The sequence below is a fragment of the Maribacter sp. 4U21 genome, from assembly GCF_002742365.1.
In the GTDB taxonomy this organism is placed as follows: domain Bacteria; phylum Bacteroidota; class Bacteroidia; order Flavobacteriales; family Flavobacteriaceae; genus Maribacter.
The window spans coordinates 59,607-74,603 of sequence record NZ_MDGN01000034.1; the positions used below are offsets into that span (position 1 = coordinate 59,607).

Annotated in this window: 28 protein-coding genes; all 28 read right to left on the bottom strand. The window is 38.8% G+C overall.

Features of this window, described 5'->3' with window-relative positions:
- Positions 1-8 precede the first annotated feature (8 nt).
- Positions 9-1,301, bottom strand: a complete 1,293-nt coding sequence (gene eno, locus BFP77_RS06145) for a phosphopyruvate hydratase (protein WP_099573164.1) — start codon at positions 1,299-1,301, stop codon at positions 9-11.
- Between the two features lie 107 nt (positions 1,302-1,408).
- Positions 1,409-2,536 (bottom strand): glutamine-hydrolyzing carbamoyl-phosphate synthase small subunit, encoded by a 1,128-nt coding sequence (gene carA, locus BFP77_RS06150; RefSeq protein ID WP_099573165.1) that lies wholly within the window; start codon positions 2,534-2,536, stop codon positions 1,409-1,411.
- 97 nt (positions 2,537-2,633) lie between these two features.
- Positions 2,634-3,167, bottom strand: coding sequence for a 50S ribosomal protein L17 (gene rplQ, locus BFP77_RS06155; RefSeq protein ID WP_099573166.1), 534 nt, complete (start codon positions 3,165-3,167; stop codon positions 2,634-2,636).
- A 57-nt stretch (positions 3,168-3,224) separates the two neighbouring features.
- Positions 3,225-4,217, bottom strand: a complete 993-nt coding sequence (locus BFP77_RS06160; RefSeq protein WP_099573167.1) for a DNA-directed RNA polymerase subunit alpha — start codon at positions 4,215-4,217, stop codon at positions 3,225-3,227.
- 17 nt (positions 4,218-4,234) lie between these two features.
- On the bottom strand, positions 4,235-4,840 hold the full coding sequence (gene rpsD / locus BFP77_RS06165) for a 30S ribosomal protein S4 (RefSeq protein WP_099573168.1): 606 nt from the start codon (positions 4,838-4,840) through the stop codon (positions 4,235-4,237).
- A gap of 89 nt (positions 4,841-4,929) precedes the next feature.
- Complete coding sequence (rpsK, locus tag BFP77_RS06170; protein ID WP_099573169.1) at positions 4,930-5,322, bottom strand: 30S ribosomal protein S11; 393 nt, start codon at positions 5,320-5,322, stop codon at positions 4,930-4,932.
- A 9-nt stretch (positions 5,323-5,331) separates the two neighbouring features.
- Positions 5,332-5,706, bottom strand: a complete 375-nt coding sequence (gene rpsM / locus BFP77_RS06175; protein ID WP_099573170.1) for a 30S ribosomal protein S13 — start codon at positions 5,704-5,706, stop codon at positions 5,332-5,334.
- Positions 5,707-5,708: 2 nt separating this feature from the next.
- On the bottom strand, positions 5,709-5,825 hold the full coding sequence (gene ykgO / locus BFP77_RS06180; RefSeq protein WP_073370549.1) for a type B 50S ribosomal protein L36: 117 nt from the start codon (positions 5,823-5,825) through the stop codon (positions 5,709-5,711).
- A gap of 8 nt (positions 5,826-5,833) precedes the next feature.
- Positions 5,834-6,049: a translation initiation factor IF-1 gene (gene infA / locus BFP77_RS06185; protein ID WP_013305172.1), complete on the bottom strand. Its 216-nt coding sequence runs from the start codon at positions 6,047-6,049 to the stop codon at positions 5,834-5,836.
- A 3-nt stretch (positions 6,050-6,052) separates the two neighbouring features.
- Positions 6,053-7,396, bottom strand: coding sequence for a preprotein translocase subunit SecY (secY, locus tag BFP77_RS06190; protein WP_099573171.1), 1,344 nt, complete (start codon positions 7,394-7,396; stop codon positions 6,053-6,055).
- Positions 7,397-7,410: 14 nt separating this feature from the next.
- Positions 7,411-7,863, bottom strand: a complete 453-nt coding sequence (rplO, locus tag BFP77_RS06195; protein ID WP_099573172.1) for a 50S ribosomal protein L15 — start codon at positions 7,861-7,863, stop codon at positions 7,411-7,413.
- Between the two features lie 11 nt (positions 7,864-7,874).
- Positions 7,875-8,054: a 50S ribosomal protein L30 gene (rpmD, locus tag BFP77_RS06200; protein ID WP_099573173.1), complete on the bottom strand. Its 180-nt coding sequence runs from the start codon at positions 8,052-8,054 to the stop codon at positions 7,875-7,877.
- A gap of 10 nt (positions 8,055-8,064) precedes the next feature.
- The gene (gene rpsE, locus BFP77_RS06205) at positions 8,065-8,589 is read right to left on the bottom strand and encodes a 30S ribosomal protein S5 (RefSeq protein ID WP_099573174.1); all 525 of its coding nucleotides are present in this window, start codon (positions 8,587-8,589) and stop codon (positions 8,065-8,067) included.
- Positions 8,590-8,598: 9 nt separating this feature from the next.
- The gene (rplR, locus tag BFP77_RS06210; protein WP_099573175.1) at positions 8,599-8,955 is read right to left on the bottom strand and encodes a 50S ribosomal protein L18; all 357 of its coding nucleotides are present in this window, start codon (positions 8,953-8,955) and stop codon (positions 8,599-8,601) included.
- A gap of 10 nt (positions 8,956-8,965) precedes the next feature.
- Positions 8,966-9,508, bottom strand: a complete 543-nt coding sequence (rplF, locus tag BFP77_RS06215) for a 50S ribosomal protein L6 (protein ID WP_099573176.1) — start codon at positions 9,506-9,508, stop codon at positions 8,966-8,968.
- Positions 9,509-9,527: 19 nt separating this feature from the next.
- A complete protein-coding gene (rpsH, locus tag BFP77_RS06220) occupies positions 9,528-9,926 on the bottom strand; it encodes a 30S ribosomal protein S8 (protein WP_099573177.1) in 399 nt (132 codons plus the stop codon).
- 69 nt (positions 9,927-9,995) lie between these two features.
- Positions 9,996-10,265 (bottom strand): 30S ribosomal protein S14, encoded by a 270-nt coding sequence (rpsN, locus tag BFP77_RS06225; RefSeq protein WP_099573178.1) that lies wholly within the window; start codon positions 10,263-10,265, stop codon positions 9,996-9,998.
- A 1-nt stretch (position 10,266) separates the two neighbouring features.
- Positions 10,267-10,818, bottom strand: a complete 552-nt coding sequence (gene rplE, locus BFP77_RS06230) for a 50S ribosomal protein L5 (protein WP_099573179.1) — start codon at positions 10,816-10,818, stop codon at positions 10,267-10,269.
- A gap of 2 nt (positions 10,819-10,820) precedes the next feature.
- Positions 10,821-11,135: a 50S ribosomal protein L24 gene (gene rplX / locus BFP77_RS06235; RefSeq protein ID WP_099573180.1), complete on the bottom strand. Its 315-nt coding sequence runs from the start codon at positions 11,133-11,135 to the stop codon at positions 10,821-10,823.
- Between the two features lie 11 nt (positions 11,136-11,146).
- Positions 11,147-11,515 (bottom strand): 50S ribosomal protein L14, encoded by a 369-nt coding sequence (rplN, locus tag BFP77_RS06240; RefSeq protein WP_013993867.1) that lies wholly within the window; start codon positions 11,513-11,515, stop codon positions 11,147-11,149.
- Between the two features lie 3 nt (positions 11,516-11,518).
- Positions 11,519-11,779: a 30S ribosomal protein S17 gene (gene rpsQ / locus BFP77_RS06245; protein ID WP_027078357.1), complete on the bottom strand. Its 261-nt coding sequence runs from the start codon at positions 11,777-11,779 to the stop codon at positions 11,519-11,521.
- Between the two features lie 13 nt (positions 11,780-11,792).
- Complete coding sequence (rpmC, locus tag BFP77_RS06250; RefSeq protein ID WP_099573181.1) at positions 11,793-11,984, bottom strand: 50S ribosomal protein L29; 192 nt, start codon at positions 11,982-11,984, stop codon at positions 11,793-11,795.
- Between the two features lie 12 nt (positions 11,985-11,996).
- On the bottom strand, positions 11,997-12,425 hold the full coding sequence (gene rplP, locus BFP77_RS06255) for a 50S ribosomal protein L16 (RefSeq protein WP_099573182.1): 429 nt from the start codon (positions 12,423-12,425) through the stop codon (positions 11,997-11,999).
- Between the two features lie 19 nt (positions 12,426-12,444).
- Positions 12,445-13,164, bottom strand: a complete 720-nt coding sequence (rpsC, locus tag BFP77_RS06260; RefSeq protein WP_099573183.1) for a 30S ribosomal protein S3 — start codon at positions 13,162-13,164, stop codon at positions 12,445-12,447.
- 1 nt (position 13,165) lies between these two features.
- A complete protein-coding gene (gene rplV / locus BFP77_RS06265) occupies positions 13,166-13,573 on the bottom strand; it encodes a 50S ribosomal protein L22 (RefSeq protein WP_099573184.1) in 408 nt (135 codons plus the stop codon).
- Positions 13,574-13,576: 3 nt separating this feature from the next.
- The gene (rpsS, locus tag BFP77_RS06270) at positions 13,577-13,855 is read right to left on the bottom strand and encodes a 30S ribosomal protein S19 (protein WP_027078352.1); all 279 of its coding nucleotides are present in this window, start codon (positions 13,853-13,855) and stop codon (positions 13,577-13,579) included.
- Positions 13,856-13,868: 13 nt separating this feature from the next.
- The gene (rplB, locus tag BFP77_RS06275) at positions 13,869-14,693 is read right to left on the bottom strand and encodes a 50S ribosomal protein L2 (RefSeq protein WP_099573185.1); all 825 of its coding nucleotides are present in this window, start codon (positions 14,691-14,693) and stop codon (positions 13,869-13,871) included.
- Positions 14,694-14,702: 9 nt separating this feature from the next.
- On the bottom strand, positions 14,703-14,993 hold the full coding sequence (gene rplW / locus BFP77_RS06280; RefSeq protein WP_099573186.1) for a 50S ribosomal protein L23: 291 nt from the start codon (positions 14,991-14,993) through the stop codon (positions 14,703-14,705).
- Positions 14,994-14,997: the final 4 nt, after the last annotated feature.

Below are 14,997 nucleotides of genomic sequence, written 5' to 3' on the forward strand. Positions count from 1 at the left end.
TAAAGGTATTATTTTAATTTGAAGGCTTTATCCTTGGGATAGTATGCCATACTCCCGAGTTCTTCCTCAATACGAAGCAATTGATTGTATTTGGCCATACGATCAGAACGTGATGCTGAACCGGTCTTGATTTGACCTGTATTAAGTGCTACTGCCAAATCTGCTATGGTATTATCTTCGGTTTCACCGGAACGATGCGACATTACTGAGGTATACCCTGCATTTTTAGCCATGTTTACCGCTGCGATAGTCTCCGTTAATGTTCCAATTTGATTTACTTTTATTAGAATAGAATTAGCAATACCCTTTTCTATTCCAGTAGACAAGCGCTCCACGTTAGTAACAAATAAATCATCACCAACTAATTGCACCTTATCCCCTATCTTATCTGTTAATGCTTTCCAACCGTCCCAATCGTTCTCATCCATGCCATCTTCGATTGATATGATAGGATATTTTGCGGAAAGGTCAGCCAAATATTGTGCCTGCTCTTCAGATGTTCTTATAACACCTTTATCCCCTTCAAACTTGGTGTAGTCATATTTTCCATCTACGAAAAACTCTGCCGCAGCACAATCAAGGGCAATCATAACATCATCGCCCAATTTATAGCCAGCTTTATCAACAGCCTTCGCAATGGTATCCAATGCATCTTCCGTACCGCCGGCAAGATTAGGTGCAAAGCCACCTTCGTCGCCAACCGCCGTGCTCAAACCTCTATCGTGTAATACTTTTTTAAGGTTATGGAAGATTTCGGTCCCCATTTGCATGGCATGTGAGAAATTCATGGCCTTTACCGGCATTACCATAAATTCTTGGAAGGCTATAGGAGCATCGGAATGCGACCCACCATTTATGATGTTCATCATTGGAACAGGTAACGTATTTGCACTTACGCCTCCTACATAACGGAACAAGGAAAGCCCAAGCTCGTTTGCAGCAGCTTTTGCTGCTGCTAATGAAACACCTAAAATCGCGTTAGCGCCTAATTTTGATTTGTTGGGTGTGCCATCTAAATCTATCATCGTTTGATCCAGTAGGTTCTGTTCAAACACGGACATCCCTAAGATTTCTTCAGCAATGACGTTATTTACATTGGCAACGGCTTTAGTGACCGCTTTACCCATAAATGAGCTACCACCATCTCTAAGTTCAACAGCCTCATGCTCTCCGGTAGAGGCACCAGAAGGAACAGCCGCTCTTCCCATTACACCATTTTCAGTAATTACATCTACTTCTACGGTAGGGTTACCTCTTGAATCCAATATTTGTCTAGCGTGAACACTTAGTATGATACTCATCTTATTTTTCTTGATTAAAATTGATTATTAATAGTGGGCAAAGATACGAAACACTCTTTTTAAAGAATTCTCTTAGGTACCGTAATTCCCAATAAAATAACGATAATTTAAACTTCTAACGGCTCTTTTGTGTTTTTCGCAATTAAGTTAAAAAAATCATCGAAAAGATAGTCCGCATCATGAGGGCCCGGACTGGCTTCGGGATGGTATTGTACCGAGAAAACATTCTTGTCTTTCATCCTGATTCCCGCGACCGTCTTATCATTTAAGTGTACATGGGTAATCTCTAAATCCGTATTTGCCTCTGTTTCTTCTCGGTTAATCGCAAAACCGTGGTTCTGAGAGGTAATTTCTCCTTTCCCTGTCAGCAAATTTAAAACTGGGTGGTTGATACCCCTATGCCCATTATGCATTTTATAAGTCGATACTCCGTTAGCCAAGGCAATTACCTGATGTCCTAGACATATTCCGAATAAAGGCTTGTCTGTTTTTATGATATCCTTTGCCGTATTGATAGCATCTTTAAGAGGTTCCGGATCACCAGGTCCGTTAGAAATAAAATACGCATCAGGATTCCAAGAAGCCATTTCATCAAAACTAGTATTATACGGAAACACTTTTATATAGGCGTCTCGCTTAGCGAGATTTCTTAAGATATTCTTTTTAATACCAATATCCAAGGCAGATATTTTATACTTCGCATTTTCATCTCCATAGTAATACGGCTCACGGGTAGAAACTTTTGAAGCCAATTCTAATCCGTCCATACTAGGTACTTCTTTCAATTGTTTCTTTAGGCTTTCGATATTATCCACCTCCGTAGAAATAACAGCGTTCATAGCACCATTATCCCTTATATAATTCACCAAAGCCCTTGTATCAACATCGGATATGGCAAATAACTCGTTTTTATTTAAAAACTCCTCTAAACTGGCATCCGCTATGGGCCTAGAGTATTCATAACTGAAATTTCTGCAAATCAATCCCGAAATTTTAATGGTTTCTGATTCTACCTCTTCCTTATTGGTGCCATAGTTACCAATATGTGCGTTAGTAGTGACCATTAGTTGACCAAAATAAGAGGGATCCGTAAAAATCTCCTGATAACCGGTCATTCCTGTATTAAAACAGACTTCCCCAAATGCAGTTCCTTCTTTATCCCCAACGGACTTACCATAAAAAATGGTACCGTCCGCCAATAATATTAACGCCTTCTTTCTGGATTGATATTTCATAAGTTTTCTATACTTTATTAATCGTTAACAAAAAAACATAAAAAAAGGATAAGCTATAAAGCTTATCCTTTTATAATTATCAATATTTATTGACATTTTATTCTTCTGAGTCATCTGCATTAGCCTCTGTATCAGTTTGAGCTTCTGCCTTAGAATCTGCAACAGCCACCGGAGGCATCTCCGTCTTAGCTCCGCTACCTCTTCTACTTCTTCTTGTTGATTTTTTCTTAGGCTTGCCCGCGTTGTACACTTCGTTGAAATCTACCAGCTCTATCATAGCCATGTCAGCATTATCACCAAGACGATTACCCAGTTTTATAATTCTAGTGTAACCACCTGGTCTATCGGCAACCTTTTCAGATACCACACTGAACAATTCAGTAACAGCATACTTATCCCTAAGACTCTTAAATACGATACGTCTGTTGTGCGTACCTTTTTCAGCCGATAAATTATTCTCGGCTTTTGATTTTGTAATTAATGGTTCTACAAATTGCTTCAGCGCCTTAGCTTTGGCAACAGTAGTATTGATTCTCTTATGTTCAATCAAGGAACAGGCCATATTGGCCAACATCGCCTTTCTATGTGCTGTTTTTCTTCCTAAATGGTTTATTTTTTTACCGTGTCTCATATGTTTACTTTATCATCTTGCTACCAAACTCGACTGGCGAGGAGCAAAATATGATTATTAATCCTTATCTAATTTATATTTTGACAAATCCATTCCAAAGCTAAGTCCTTTGTTAATAACAAGTTCTTCTAGCTCTGTCAACGACTTTTTACCGAAGTTTCTGAATTTCATCAAATCGTTTTTATTGAAAGACACCAAATCTCCAAGCGTATCCACTTCTGCCGCTTTCAAACAATTCAAAGCACGAACGGATAAATCCATATCCACAAGCTTGGTCTTCAACAATTGTCTCATGTGTAGAGACTCTTCATCATAAGTCTCCGTTTGGGCAATTTCGTCAGCTTCCAGTGTAATTCTTTCATCAGAGAAAAGCATAAAGTGATGTATCAACACCTTAGCCGCCTCGGTTAAAGCATCTTTTGGGTGAATAGAACCATCAGAAACAATCTCGAAAACCAACTTTTCATAATCGGTTTTTTGTTCTACACGATAGTTTTCAATACTATACTTTACATTCTTAATTGGTGTAAAAATAGAGTCCACAGCGATAGTCCCCATTGGAGCTCCCGACTTTTTGTTCTCTTCGGCTGGAACATAGCCCCTACCCTTATCAATCGTGATTTCCATGTTAATGCTAACCTTAGCATCCATATTACAGATAACCAATTCAGGATTAAGCACTTGGTAACCAGAAATAAACTTCTGGAAGTCCCCAGCGGTCAACTGATCTTTACCACTTACAGATATTGAAACAACTTCCGCTTCGGAATCCTCAATTTGCTTCTTAAAACGAACTTGTTTTAAATTCAATATAATTTCGGTTACGTCTTCTACAACACCAGATATTACAGAGAACTCATGTTCTACTTTATCAATCCTTACGGATGTGATGGCATGGCCTTCTAATGAAGAAAGCAATACCCTTCTTAATGCATTCCCAACAGTTAATCCATAACCAGGTTCCAAAGGACGAAATTCAAATTTCCCTTCGAAATCTGAGGAATCGATCATTATTACTTTATCGGGTTTCTGAAAATTAAATAATGCCATAATTGGATCAGTGTTGTTTATTTAGAGTATAACTCGACTATTAATTGTTCTTTGATATTTTCTGGAATCTGAAGTCTTTCTGGGACCGATACGAATGTACCCTCCATTTTTTCTGAATTCCACGTCATCCATTCATAAACTGAGCTATTTGCAGCCAATGAATCCTGTATGCTTTGTAAGGATTTAGATTTTTCTCTTACCCCAACAACGTCTCCTGCTTTCAAAGAGTAAGAAGGAATGTTTACCAACTCTCCGTTAACAGTAATGTGTCTGTGTGATACTAATTGTCTAGCGCCACTTCTGGTAGGAGAAACTCCCATTCTGTAAACAACGTTGTCTAAACGAGATTCACATAACTGAAGTAACACTTCACCTGTAACACCTTTACTCCTGTTAGCTTTGGAGAATAAATTACGGAATTGCTTTTCCAAAATACCATATGTGTATTTTGCTTTTTGCTTCTCCATTAACTGCACGGAGTACTCCGATTTTTTACCACGACGTCTTGCGTTACCGTGTTGTCCTGGGGGATAGTTTTTCTTTTCGAAGGCTTTGTCGTCTCCGAATATCGCTTCTCCGAATTTACGGGCGATTTTTGATTTTGGTCCTGTGTATCTTGCCATTTTCTTAAATTATGAAAGTGAGATTATGAATTAAGGCTTATCCTTCGATAATCGTAATTACACTTTCTGTGAAATCTATTAATACTTAATTAAACTCTTCTTCTTTTTGGAGGTCTACAACCATTATGAGGCATCGGAGTTACATCTATGATTTCCGTCACTTCAATTCCTGAATTGTGTAGGGCACGTATGGCAGATTCTCTACCATTACCCGGTCCTTTTACGTACACCTTTACTTTTCTTAAACCAGCTTCATGAGCTACTTTGGAACAATCTTCTGCAGCAACCTGTGCGGCATATGGTGTATTCTTTTTTGAACCTCTAAATCCTAATTTACCTGCTGACGACCACGAGATTACATCACCCTTCTTGTTCGTCAATGAAATAATAATGTTATTAAATGAAGCTGTTACGTGAGCTTCACCAACAGAATCTACAACAACCTTACGTTTCTTAGTTACTTTTGTATTTGCCTTTGCCATAACTATTTATTATTTAGTAGCCTTCTTCTTGTTAGCAACTGTTTTACGCTTTCCTTTTCTAGTCCTAGAGTTATTCTTGGTACGTTGACCTCTTAAAGGTAAACCTGATCTATGGCGAATACCTCTATAACAACCAATGTCCATTAAACGCTTAATGTTCAATTGTGTTTCAGAACGAAGCTCTCCCTCGATGGTAAAAGAAGAAACAGCATCCCTGATACGACCTATCTCATCGTCGTTCCAATCAGAGACCTTAGTATCTTCACTAACTTGGGCTTTCTCTAATATTTCTTTAGACCTGCTTCTTCCAATTCCGAAAATATAGGTCAAGGCAATTACGCCTCTCTTCTGTTTTGGTATATCTATACCCGCGATTCTTGCCATAATTACCCTTGTCTTTGTTTAAATCTAGGATTCTTTTTGTTGATTACGTACAACCTGCCCTTTCTGCGTACAATCTTGCATTCGGCACTTCTCTTTTTAACTGATGCTCTTACTTTCATCTTGTATCTTAATATCTATAAGTAATTCTTGCTTTCGTAAGGTCGTATGGACTCATTTCCAATTTCACCTTATCTCCAGGTAATAATTTAATATAATGCATGCGCATTTTGCCCGATATATGAGCAGTTACCACATGTCCATTTTCTAACTCCACACGAAACATTGCATTTGACAACGCTTCTATGATAGACCCATCTTGCTCTATTGCTGCTTGCTTAGCCATAAATTATGCTACTTTTCTGTTTTTTCCTGATTTCATCAGACCATCATAATGTCTGTTCAAGAGATATGAATTTACCTGTTGAACAGTATCAATGGCCACACCCACCATAATGAGCAACGATGTTCCTCCGTAAAATAATGCCCATCCTGCCTGCACATCTAAAAGCTTTACAACAATTGCCGGTAATACCGCAAGTAAAGCTAAAAATATTGATCCCGGCAAAGTAATCAAAGACATAATCTTGTCTAAGAAATCACCCGTTTCCTTACCTGGCCTAATTCCTGGAATAAAACCACCACTTCTTTTTAAATCATCAGCCATTTTGTTAGTTGGAACCGTAATAGCCGTATAGAAGTAAGTGAATATGATAATTAATAGACCGAATAGAATGTTATATGCTAGTCCGAAGATATCAGCAAATTGCACCTGCATCCACTGACCGAACTCCGTATCATCAAAAGCACCACCGATCATACTGGGAACAAACATGATTGCCTGTGCGAATATGATTGGCATAACCCCTGAAGCATTAAGCTTCAAAGGAATGTACTGTCTGGAACCCATGATGTTCTTTTCATAGCCTCCTGATGCAGTTCTACGAGCATATTGCACCGGAATTTGCCTAGTGGCCATTACTAAAAGAACACTAGCCAGAATAACCAAGAACCAAACAATTACCTCAATAAGAATGAACATCAATCCACCATTATTGTTCGTAGTCCTAGAGATGAACTCTTGAACAAAGGATTGAGGCAAGGTGGCGATAATACCAATCATTATTAATAAGGATATACCGTTACCGATACCTTTATCCGTTATCTTTTCTCCTAACCACATTGCGAAAACACATCCTGTTACCAAAATTATTACCGCAGGCACCATGAAGTCAAGTCCCTTCCCTAATAGGAAAGCACTATCTCTAACACCAAAAGCTTCTAAGCCATATAGATAAGCCGGTGCTTGTACAATACAGATACCGATGGTTAGCCATCTAGTTATCTGATTTATCGTTTTACGTCCGCTTTCTCCTTCTTTCTGTAACTTTTGAAGATAGGGAATTGCAATCCCCATTAATTGAACTACAATCGAAGCAGAAATATAGGGCATTATTCCGAGTGCGAAAACAGAAGCATTGGCAAAAGCCCCTCCTGTAAATGCGTTCAGCAAACCAAATATTCCTTGGTCCGTGCCATCTGCCAGTCCACCCAATTGTGTAGAATCAATACCTGGAAGTACAATTTGACAACCAAATCTATAAACCAATAAAAGACCTAAGGTAATAAGTATTCTATTCCTTAGCTCTTCTATTTTCCAAATATTGGATATTGTATCAATAAATTTCTTCATGCTCTCGTTTATGCTTATAAACTTATTGCTTCACCACCGGCAGCTTCGATAGCGGCTTTTGCTGTAGCTGTAAATTTATGTACCGAAATTTTCAGTGATGCTTTTAACTCTCCACCACCTAAAATCTTCACTAACTCATTTTTTCTAACAAGTCCGTTCTCTACCAAAATATCTAAAGTAACAGTTTCCTTGATAACCTTGTCATCAACAAGAGCTTGCAACCTGTCTAGATTAATGCCTTGATATTCCTTACGATTTATATTCGTAAAACCGAACTTAGGCACTCTTCTTTGCAAGGGCATCTGTCCACCTTCAAATCCTATTTTCTTGGAGTAACCCGATCTAGATTTAGCTCCTTTGTGTCCTCTTGCAGCAGTTCCACCTTTACCAGATCCTTGGCCTCTTCCCAGGCGCTTACCATCTCTATTAACTGAACCTTCTGCGGGTTGTAGATTACTTAAATTCATCAAATATTTATTTAAGCTTCTTCTGTAGAAACTAGATGTTTAACTTTATTTATCATTCCAAGAATATTAGGGGTATCTTCATGCTCTACCACCTGACCAATTCTTTTTAAACCAAGAGCTTCTAACGTTCGCTTTTGATTTTGAGGTTTTTTGATGCTACTCTTTAACTGTGTAACCTTAATCTTTGCCATAATACCCTTCTTAACCTTTAAAAACTTTCTCTAAAGAAACTCCTCTTTGTTGTGCAACTGTTCTTGCATCCCTTAATTGTAATAAAGCATCAAAAGTTGCCTTAACTACGTTATGGGGATTTGAGGAACCCTGTGATTTTGACAGTACGTCATGAACACCAACGGCCTCCAGTACCGCTCTAACGGCACCACCAGCAATTACACCGGTACCATGCGAAGCAGGTTGGATATAAACACGTGCTCCACCAAATTTACCTTTTTGCTCGTGTGGCAACGTACCTTTATTCAAAGGGATACGAATCAAATTCTTTTTTCCGTCTTCAATTGCCTTTGCAATTGCCGTAGCAACTTCCTTTGATTTTCCAAGGCCATGACCAACAACTCCGTTTTCATCTCCTACTACTACAATCGCAGAAAAGCCAAATGCTCTACCACCCTTTGTAACTTTAGTAACACGCTGTACTCCGACCAATCTATCTTTAAGATCTAAGCCGCCAGGTTTTACAGTCTCTACGTTTTTATATTTTTGAAACATACTCTTTTTTTAGAATTTTAGTCCCGCTTCCCTTGCCCCTTCAGCCAAAGCTTTAACTCTTCCGTGATATAAATTACCACCTCTATCAAATGCCACTTTATCGAAACCGGCTTTAACCGATTTTTCCGCTATGGCCTTTCCTACTAGGGTAGCTATCTCTGTCTTGTTCCCTTTTGCTGAAGCGATATCCTTATCTCTAGATGATGCCGCTACCAAAGTGATACCTTCTACGTCATTAATTACCTGAGCATAAATTTCACTATTACTCCTAAAAACCGATAATCTTGGTCTCTCAGCAGTACCAACGGAAACCTTACGGATTCTTCTTCGAATTCTATACTTTCTCTGCGTTTTTGATAATCCCATAATGCTATAATTAAGCTGATTTACCAGCCTTTCTTCTTAATATTTCACCTACAAACTTAACACCTTTTCCTTTGTAAGGCTCAGGCTTACGGAAAGATCTTATTTTAGCGGCTATATGACCGACTAACTGCTTATCATGTGAGGTTAATTTTACAATGGGATTCTTCCCTTTTTCCGATATTGTTTCAACTTTAACCTCTGGAGCTAAATCAAAAACGATATTATGTGAAAAACCCAAAGCCAAATCCAATTTCTGACCTTGGTTGCTAGCGCGATAACCTACACCAACCAACTCCAATTCCTTTGTCCAACCTTTAGACACACCTTCGACCATATTCAAAATTAATGATCTATACAGTCCGTGCTTGGCCTTGTGTTCCTTTGAATCCGAAGGTCTGGTCACGAATGCCTCACCATCTTCTACCTTAACACTGACGCCAGAAAATTCTTGAGTTAACTCTCCTAATTTTCCTTTAACAGTAATGATGTTATCATTGATTTCTATTGTAACTCCTTCCGGAATTGCTATTGGATTATTTCCTATTCTAGACATCTTCTAACTCTTTATTCTGTTAATATACGTAACATAAAACCTCACCACCAACATTCTCTGCCTTGGCCTGCTTACTTGTCATTACTCCGTGTGATGTAGAGACTATGGCTATACCAAGACCGTTCAATACTCTTGGCAAATCTTCACTAGGAGCATATTTTCTAAGACCAGGCTTACTGATACGCTGTATCTTTTTGATCACAGGCTCCTTCGTCATCTTATCATATTTCAAGGCTATCTTAATAGTTCCCTGAACTTTGTCATCCTCAAATTTATAACTAAGGATATATCCCTGATCGAATAATATCTTTGTTATTGCCTTTTTTAAGTTAGAAGCAGGAATCTCCACAACCCTGTGACCTGCTCTACTTGCATTTCTAACTCTAGTTAGATAATCTGCTATAGTATCTGTTACCATTTATATATAATTCGGTGACGGTTTTTAGCTATTTGCTAAACCTGAAACCAGTTCAACTTATTTATTTTACTACCAGCTAGCCTTCTTAACACCAGGTATCAAACCCTTATTTGCCATTTCCCTGAACATAACCCTGGAAATACCAAATGTTCTCATATAACCTTTTGGTCTTCCAGTCAGCTTACACCGATTGTGCATACGCACTGGAGATGCATTCTTAGGCAGTTTCTGTAGTGCTTCATAATCACCAGCTCCTTTTAAAGCTTTTCTTTTTTCTGCATATTTAGCTACAGTCCTTGCCCTTTTTCTTTCACGGGCCTTCATTGATTCTTTAGCCATACTAGTTCTTTTTAAAAGGTAATCCCAATTCTGTTAATAATGACTTTGCCTCTTTATCTGTCTCTGCAGAAGTAACAAAGGTGATATCCATACCGTTGATTCTATTGATTTTATCAATATTTATCTCCGGAAAAATAATTTGTTCCGTAATACCCAAGTTGTAGTTTCCTCTACCATCAAAACCCGTAGCCTTAATTCCTTGAAAATCCCTTACCCTTGGTAAAGCAGATGTAACAAGTCTATCTAAAAACTCGTACATGCGTTCGCCTCTTAGCGTAACCTTTGCTCCGATAGGCATACCCTTTCTAAGTTTAAAGGCCGCAACGTCCTTCTTGGACATAGTGGCTATAGCCTTTTGACCTGTTATCATAGTCATTTCGTCTACGGCGTGATCAATAAGCTTTTTATCGGCTACAGCTGCACCAACACCTCTGCTGACAACTATCTTTTCTAACTTAGGCACCTGCATTACATTCTTGTAACCAAATTCCTCAGTAAGCGCAGATACAATGCGCTCTTTATATTCTTTCTTTAATCTTGAAACGTAAGTCATAACTAAATTACTTCATTAGATTTCTTAGAAAATCTTACTTTTTTTCCATCCCTCATATCATAACCTACTCTTGTGGTATCACCTGATTTAGGATCAATCAAAGACAAGTTTGACACATGAATCAAAGCTTCTTTTTTTACAATGCCACCCTGTGGATTCTTAGCACTAGGCTTCTCGTGTTTAGAAACCATATTTACGCCTTCCACTATAGCCTTATTCTTTTCTAGATTTACAACCATCACTTTGCCTTCGGAACCTTTATGATCTCCTGCAACAACTCTGACAGTATCTCCAGTTTTGATTTTTAACTTCTTCATCTTACTCTATCTTATAATACCTCAGGGGCCAATGAAACAATTTTCATGAACTGCTTATCTCTCAATTCTCGAGCTACAGGTCCAAAAACACGTGTACCCCTCATCTCCCCAGTAGGGTTAAGAAGAACGCAAGCATTATCATCGAATCTTATATAAGAACCATCAGGTCTTCTTACTTCTTTCTTGGTTCGAACAACTACTGCCGTAGAAACTGCACCTTTTTTAATACCCCCATTTGGCGTAGCTTCCTTAACGGTAACCACAATTTTGTCTCCAATAGAAGCATATCTTCTTTTGGTACCTCCAAGAACACGGATAGTTAAAACTTCCTTTGCTCCTGTATTATCCGCCACCTTTAGTCTAGATTCTTGCTGTAACATAACTTATTTAGCTCTTTCTAAGATTTCTACTAACCTCCAACACTTGGTCTTACTCATAGGGCGAGTTTCCATTATTTTAACGGTGTCTCCCTCCCTACAATCGTTCTTTTCGTCGTGTGCAACGTATTTTTTCGTTTTTAAAACGAATTTACCGTACATAGGGTGTTTAACACGTTTTACCTCCGCAACAACGATGGACTTTTCCATTTTGTTACTGGTTACAACCCCAACTCTCTCTTTTCTTAAATTTCTCTTTTCTTCCATAAAGCAGAACCAGTTATTGGTTTTCCCTATTTGTTAATTCCGTAGCTAACCTCGCAACAGTTCTTCTTACCTTTCTTATTTGTAAAGGGTTCTCCAAAGGAGTCACAAAGTGCGCCATTTTTAAATCCGCATGCTGCTTCTTATATTCAGCAAGTTTTTCCGTAAGTCCTTCAACAGACAATTCTTTAATTTCTTGTTTTTTCATAATTACCTACGATTAATTCTCTACTGTATAATCTCTAGCTGTTATAAATTTTGTCTTTACGGGCAATTTTTGCGCAGCCAACCTTAATGCTTCTCTAGCAACATCAATAGGAACACCTGCCACCTCGAACATTATTCTCCCAGGCTTAACAACTGCTACAAAGTATTCAGGAGCACCCTTACCTTTACCCATACGAACCTCTAATGGCTTCTTGGTAATAGGCTTGTCCGGAAAAATTTTAATCCACAATTGACCCTCTCTCTTCATATATCTGGTCGCTGCAATACGCGCGGCTTCTATCTGACGTGATGTTAAAAAAGCAGCGTCTCCTACAGACTTGATACCGAACATACCATTAGAAAGTTGATGCCCTCTGCTGGCATTACCTTTCATACGGCCTTTCTGCATTTTACGAAACTTCGTTCTTTTCGGTTGTAACATTTCTTTACTTCTTTAAAAATTACTTTCTACGGCGTGGTTTTCTAGGTCCGTCTTGTTTACCTGAACCCTTAGACTGACCTTTTTGCATGCCCACTAAAGGAGAAAGCTCTCGCTTACCATAAACCTCACCTTTCATAATCCAAACCTTTATCCCTAACTTACCGTAGGTGGTCTGTGCCTCATGTAAAGCATAATCAATATCCGCTCTAAAAGTAGATAGTGGAATTCTTCCATCTTTATAGGATTCCGAACGTGCCATTTCCGCACCATTCAAACGTCCTGAAATCTGAATCTTAATACCCTCGGCATTCATTCTCATCGCAGCTGCAATTGCCATTTTGATAGCCCTTCTAAAAGAAATTCTACTTTCAATCTGACGTGCAACACTTGCTGCAACAAGATTAGCATCTACCTCAGGTCTTTTAATCTCGTATATATTAATCTGTACTTCCTTGTTGGTAATCTTCTTAAGCTCTTCCTTAAGTTTATCTACTTCCTGACCACCTTTACCGATAATAATACCAGGTCTTGCAGTTGTAACGGTTACCGTAATAAGTTTTAGCGTACGCTCAATAATAACTCTTGAAACACTAGCCTTCGAAAGCCTCGCGTGAATGTATTTTCTTATCTTGTTGTCCTCGGCAAGCTTATCACCATAATCATTACCACCATACCAGTTAGATTCCCAACCTCTAATGATTCCTAGACGATTTCCTATTGGATTTGTTTTCTGTCCCATTCTAGCTTTCTATATTATTTTTAGACCCCAACACTAAAGTAACGTGGTTAGAACGTTTTCTGATTCTATGTGCTCTACCTTGAGGTGCAGGACGAAGTCTCTTTAACATCGCACCACTATCAACCCTAATTTCAGCAACGACCAAGTCGGCATCTTCCAAACTTGCATCCTCATTCTTTGCTTGCCAGTTGGCCAAAGCGGACAACAGTAGCTTCTCTAACTTTCTAGAAGCCTCTTTAGGATTAAATCTTAAGATAGCCAAGGCCTTCTCTACCTTCTCACCACGAACCAAATCAGCAACAAGCCTCATTTTCCTAGGGGAGGTAGGGCAATTATTCAATTTTGCAAAAGCTACTTTCTTTTTCTCGGCCTTTATTCTTTCGGCCATTTGTTTTTTACGAACTCCCATAGCTTACTTTTTACCTTTGTTTTTTGCACCCGCATGACCCCTGAACGATCTTGTTGGTGAAAATTCTCCCAATTTATGTCCTACCATGTTTTCCGTTACGAAAACCGGTACAAATTGTCTTCCGTTGTGCACTGCTATCGTCATTCCTACAAAATCAGGAGTGATCATAGATGCTCTGGACCAAGTCTTGATAACAGACTTTTTGCCAGATGAAGCGCTTTGCTGGATTTTCTTTTCCAGACTATAGTGAACGTAAGGTCCTTTTTTTAGTGAACGTGCCATTTCTTTCTACTTTTTATTTCTTTCTACGTTCTATTATATACTTATTGGTACTCTTCGTCTTCGAACGAGTTCTAAATCCTTTTGCAGGAATACCGTTTCTTGATCTTGGATGACCACCAGAAGCTCTTCCTTCACCACCACCCATTGGGTGATCAACAGGATTCATTGCTACAGGTCTAGTTCTAGGTCTTCTACCCAACCATCTACTTCTACCGGCTTTACCGGATACTAGCAATTGATGATCAGAATTGGATATGGCACCAATAGTTGCCATACACGCCGACAAAATGAGCCTCGTCTCACCAGATGGCATTTTAACCGTTACAAATTTACCGTCCTTAGCCATCAACTGAGCAAAAGTACCAGCACTTCTTGCCATCACAGCACCTTGACCGGGTCGTAATTCTATACAAGAAATTATTGTTCCTAAAGGTATTTCACTTAGTGGCAAAGCATTACCGATTTCCGGAGCAGCTTTTGTACCAGAAGAAACTTTTTGATCCACTTGCAACCCATTTTGAGCCACGATGTATCTCTTCTCTCCATCAGAATATTCCAACAGCGCAATAAACGCCGTTCTATTAGGATCGTACTGAATTGATTTAACAGTAGCGACCACATCCTGTTTATCTCTTTTGAAATCGATAACACGATATCTTCTCTTATGCCCACCACCCTTTTGGCGCATGGTCATTTTACCTTGACTGTTTCTACCTCCGGACTTTTTTAACGGAGCAAGCAAGCTTTTCTCCGGCTTATCAGCAGTAATGGCGTCAAATCCGTTTACTACTCTAAAACGCTGTCCAGGAGTGATTGGTTTTAATTTTCTAACTGACATTTTTTGTCTTTATAGATTACTGTAAAAATCAATAATATCTCCTTCTACAACATCGACTATTGCCTTTTTAATCGCATTAGTTTTACCATGCTGTACACCAGTTTTTGTATATCTGGATTTTCTAGTAGGTCCGTAATTCATAGTACGAACTTTTTTGACCGATACACCATAAGCCACCTCAACAGCATCCTTAATCTGAATCTTGTTGGCCTTTGGGTCAACTATGAAACCATAACGGTTGTTCAACTCGCTATCCGCGGTCATTTTTTCCGTTATAATTGGCTTTATCAACACACTCATGGTT

Bases quoted from the DNA above. Each gene is read 5' to 3' on its own strand.
- rpsE (WP_099573174.1), bottom strand. From the start codon at position 8,589: ATGTTTCAAAAATATAAAAACGTAGAGACTGTAAAACCTGGCGGCTTA.
- rplW (WP_099573186.1), bottom strand. From the start codon at position 14,993: ATGAGTGTGTTGATAAAGCCAATTATAACGGAAAAAATGACCGCGGAT.
- rplO (WP_099573172.1), bottom strand. From the start codon at position 7,863: ATGAATTTAAGTAATCTACAACCCGCAGAAGGTTCAGTTAATAGAGAT.
- rplB (WP_099573185.1), bottom strand. From the start codon at position 14,693: ATGTCAGTTAGAAAATTAAAACCAATCACTCCTGGACAGCGTTTTAGA.
- rpsK (WP_099573169.1), bottom strand. From the start codon at position 5,322: ATGGCAAAGGCAAATACAAAAGTAACTAAGAAACGTAAGGTTGTTGTA.
- rpsH (WP_099573177.1), bottom strand. From the start codon at position 9,926: ATGGTAACAGATACTATAGCAGATTATCTAACTAGAGTTAGAAATGCA.
- ykgO (WP_073370549.1), bottom strand. From the start codon at position 5,825: ATGAAAGTAAGAGCATCAGTTAAAAAGAGAAGTGCCGAATGCAAGATT.
- rpsM (WP_099573170.1), bottom strand. From the start codon at position 5,706: ATGGCAAGAATCGCGGGTATAGATATACCAAAACAGAAGAGAGGCGTA.
- rplR (WP_099573175.1), bottom strand. From the start codon at position 8,955: ATGGGATTATCAAAAACGCAGAGAAAGTATAGAATTCGAAGAAGAATC.
- rpsD (WP_099573168.1), bottom strand. From the start codon at position 4,840: ATGGCAAGATACACAGGACCAAAATCAAAAATCGCCCGTAAATTCGGA.
- rplV (WP_099573184.1), bottom strand. From the start codon at position 13,573: ATGGGAGTTCGTAAAAAACAAATGGCCGAAAGAATAAAGGCCGAGAAA.
- rplN (WP_013993867.1), bottom strand. From the start codon at position 11,515: ATGTTACAGCAAGAATCTAGACTAAAGGTGGCGGATAATACAGGAGCA.
- rpsN (WP_099573178.1), bottom strand. From the start codon at position 10,265: ATGGCTAAAGAATCAATGAAGGCCCGTGAAAGAAAAAGGGCAAGGACT.
- rpmC (WP_099573181.1), bottom strand. From the start codon at position 11,984: ATGAAAAAACAAGAAATTAAAGAATTGTCTGTTGAAGGACTTACGGAA.
- rplX (WP_099573180.1), bottom strand. From the start codon at position 11,135: ATGAAGAAGTTAAAAATCAAAACTGGAGATACTGTCAGAGTTGTTGCA.
- rpsC (WP_099573183.1), bottom strand. From the start codon at position 13,164: ATGGGACAGAAAACAAATCCAATAGGAAATCGTCTAGGAATCATTAGA.
- rpmD (WP_099573173.1), bottom strand. From the start codon at position 8,054: ATGGCAAAGATTAAGGTTACACAGTTAAAGAGTAGCATCAAAAAACCT.
- BFP77_RS06160 (WP_099573167.1), bottom strand. From the start codon at position 4,217: ATGGCATTATTTAATTTTCAGAAACCCGATAAAGTAATAATGATCGAT.
- eno (WP_099573164.1), bottom strand. From the start codon at position 1,301: ATGAGTATCATACTAAGTGTTCACGCTAGACAAATATTGGATTCAAGA.
- secY (WP_099573171.1), bottom strand. From the start codon at position 7,396: ATGAAGAAATTTATTGATACAATATCCAATATTTGGAAAATAGAAGAG.
- rplE (WP_099573179.1), bottom strand. From the start codon at position 10,818: ATGACTTACGTTTCAAGATTAAAGAAAGAATATAAAGAGCGCATTGTA.
- rpsQ (WP_027078357.1), bottom strand. From the start codon at position 11,779: ATGGAAGAAAAGAGAAATTTAAGAAAAGAGAGAGTTGGGGTTGTAACC.
- infA (WP_013305172.1), bottom strand. From the start codon at position 6,049: ATGGCTAAGCAAGCAGCAATAGAGCAAGATGGGTCTATCATAGAAGCG.
- rpsS (WP_027078352.1), bottom strand. From the start codon at position 13,855: ATGGCACGTTCACTAAAAAAAGGACCTTACGTTCACTATAGTCTGGAA.
- carA (WP_099573165.1), bottom strand. From the start codon at position 2,536: ATGAAATATCAATCCAGAAAGAAGGCGTTAATATTATTGGCGGACGGT.
- rplP (WP_099573182.1), bottom strand. From the start codon at position 12,425: ATGTTACAACCGAAAAGAACGAAGTTTCGTAAAATGCAGAAAGGCCGT.
- rplF (WP_099573176.1), bottom strand. From the start codon at position 9,508: ATGTCTAGAATAGGAAATAATCCAATAGCAATTCCGGAAGGAGTTACA.
- rplQ (WP_099573166.1), bottom strand. From the start codon at position 3,167: ATGAGACACGGTAAAAAAATAAACCATTTAGGAAGAAAAACAGCACAT.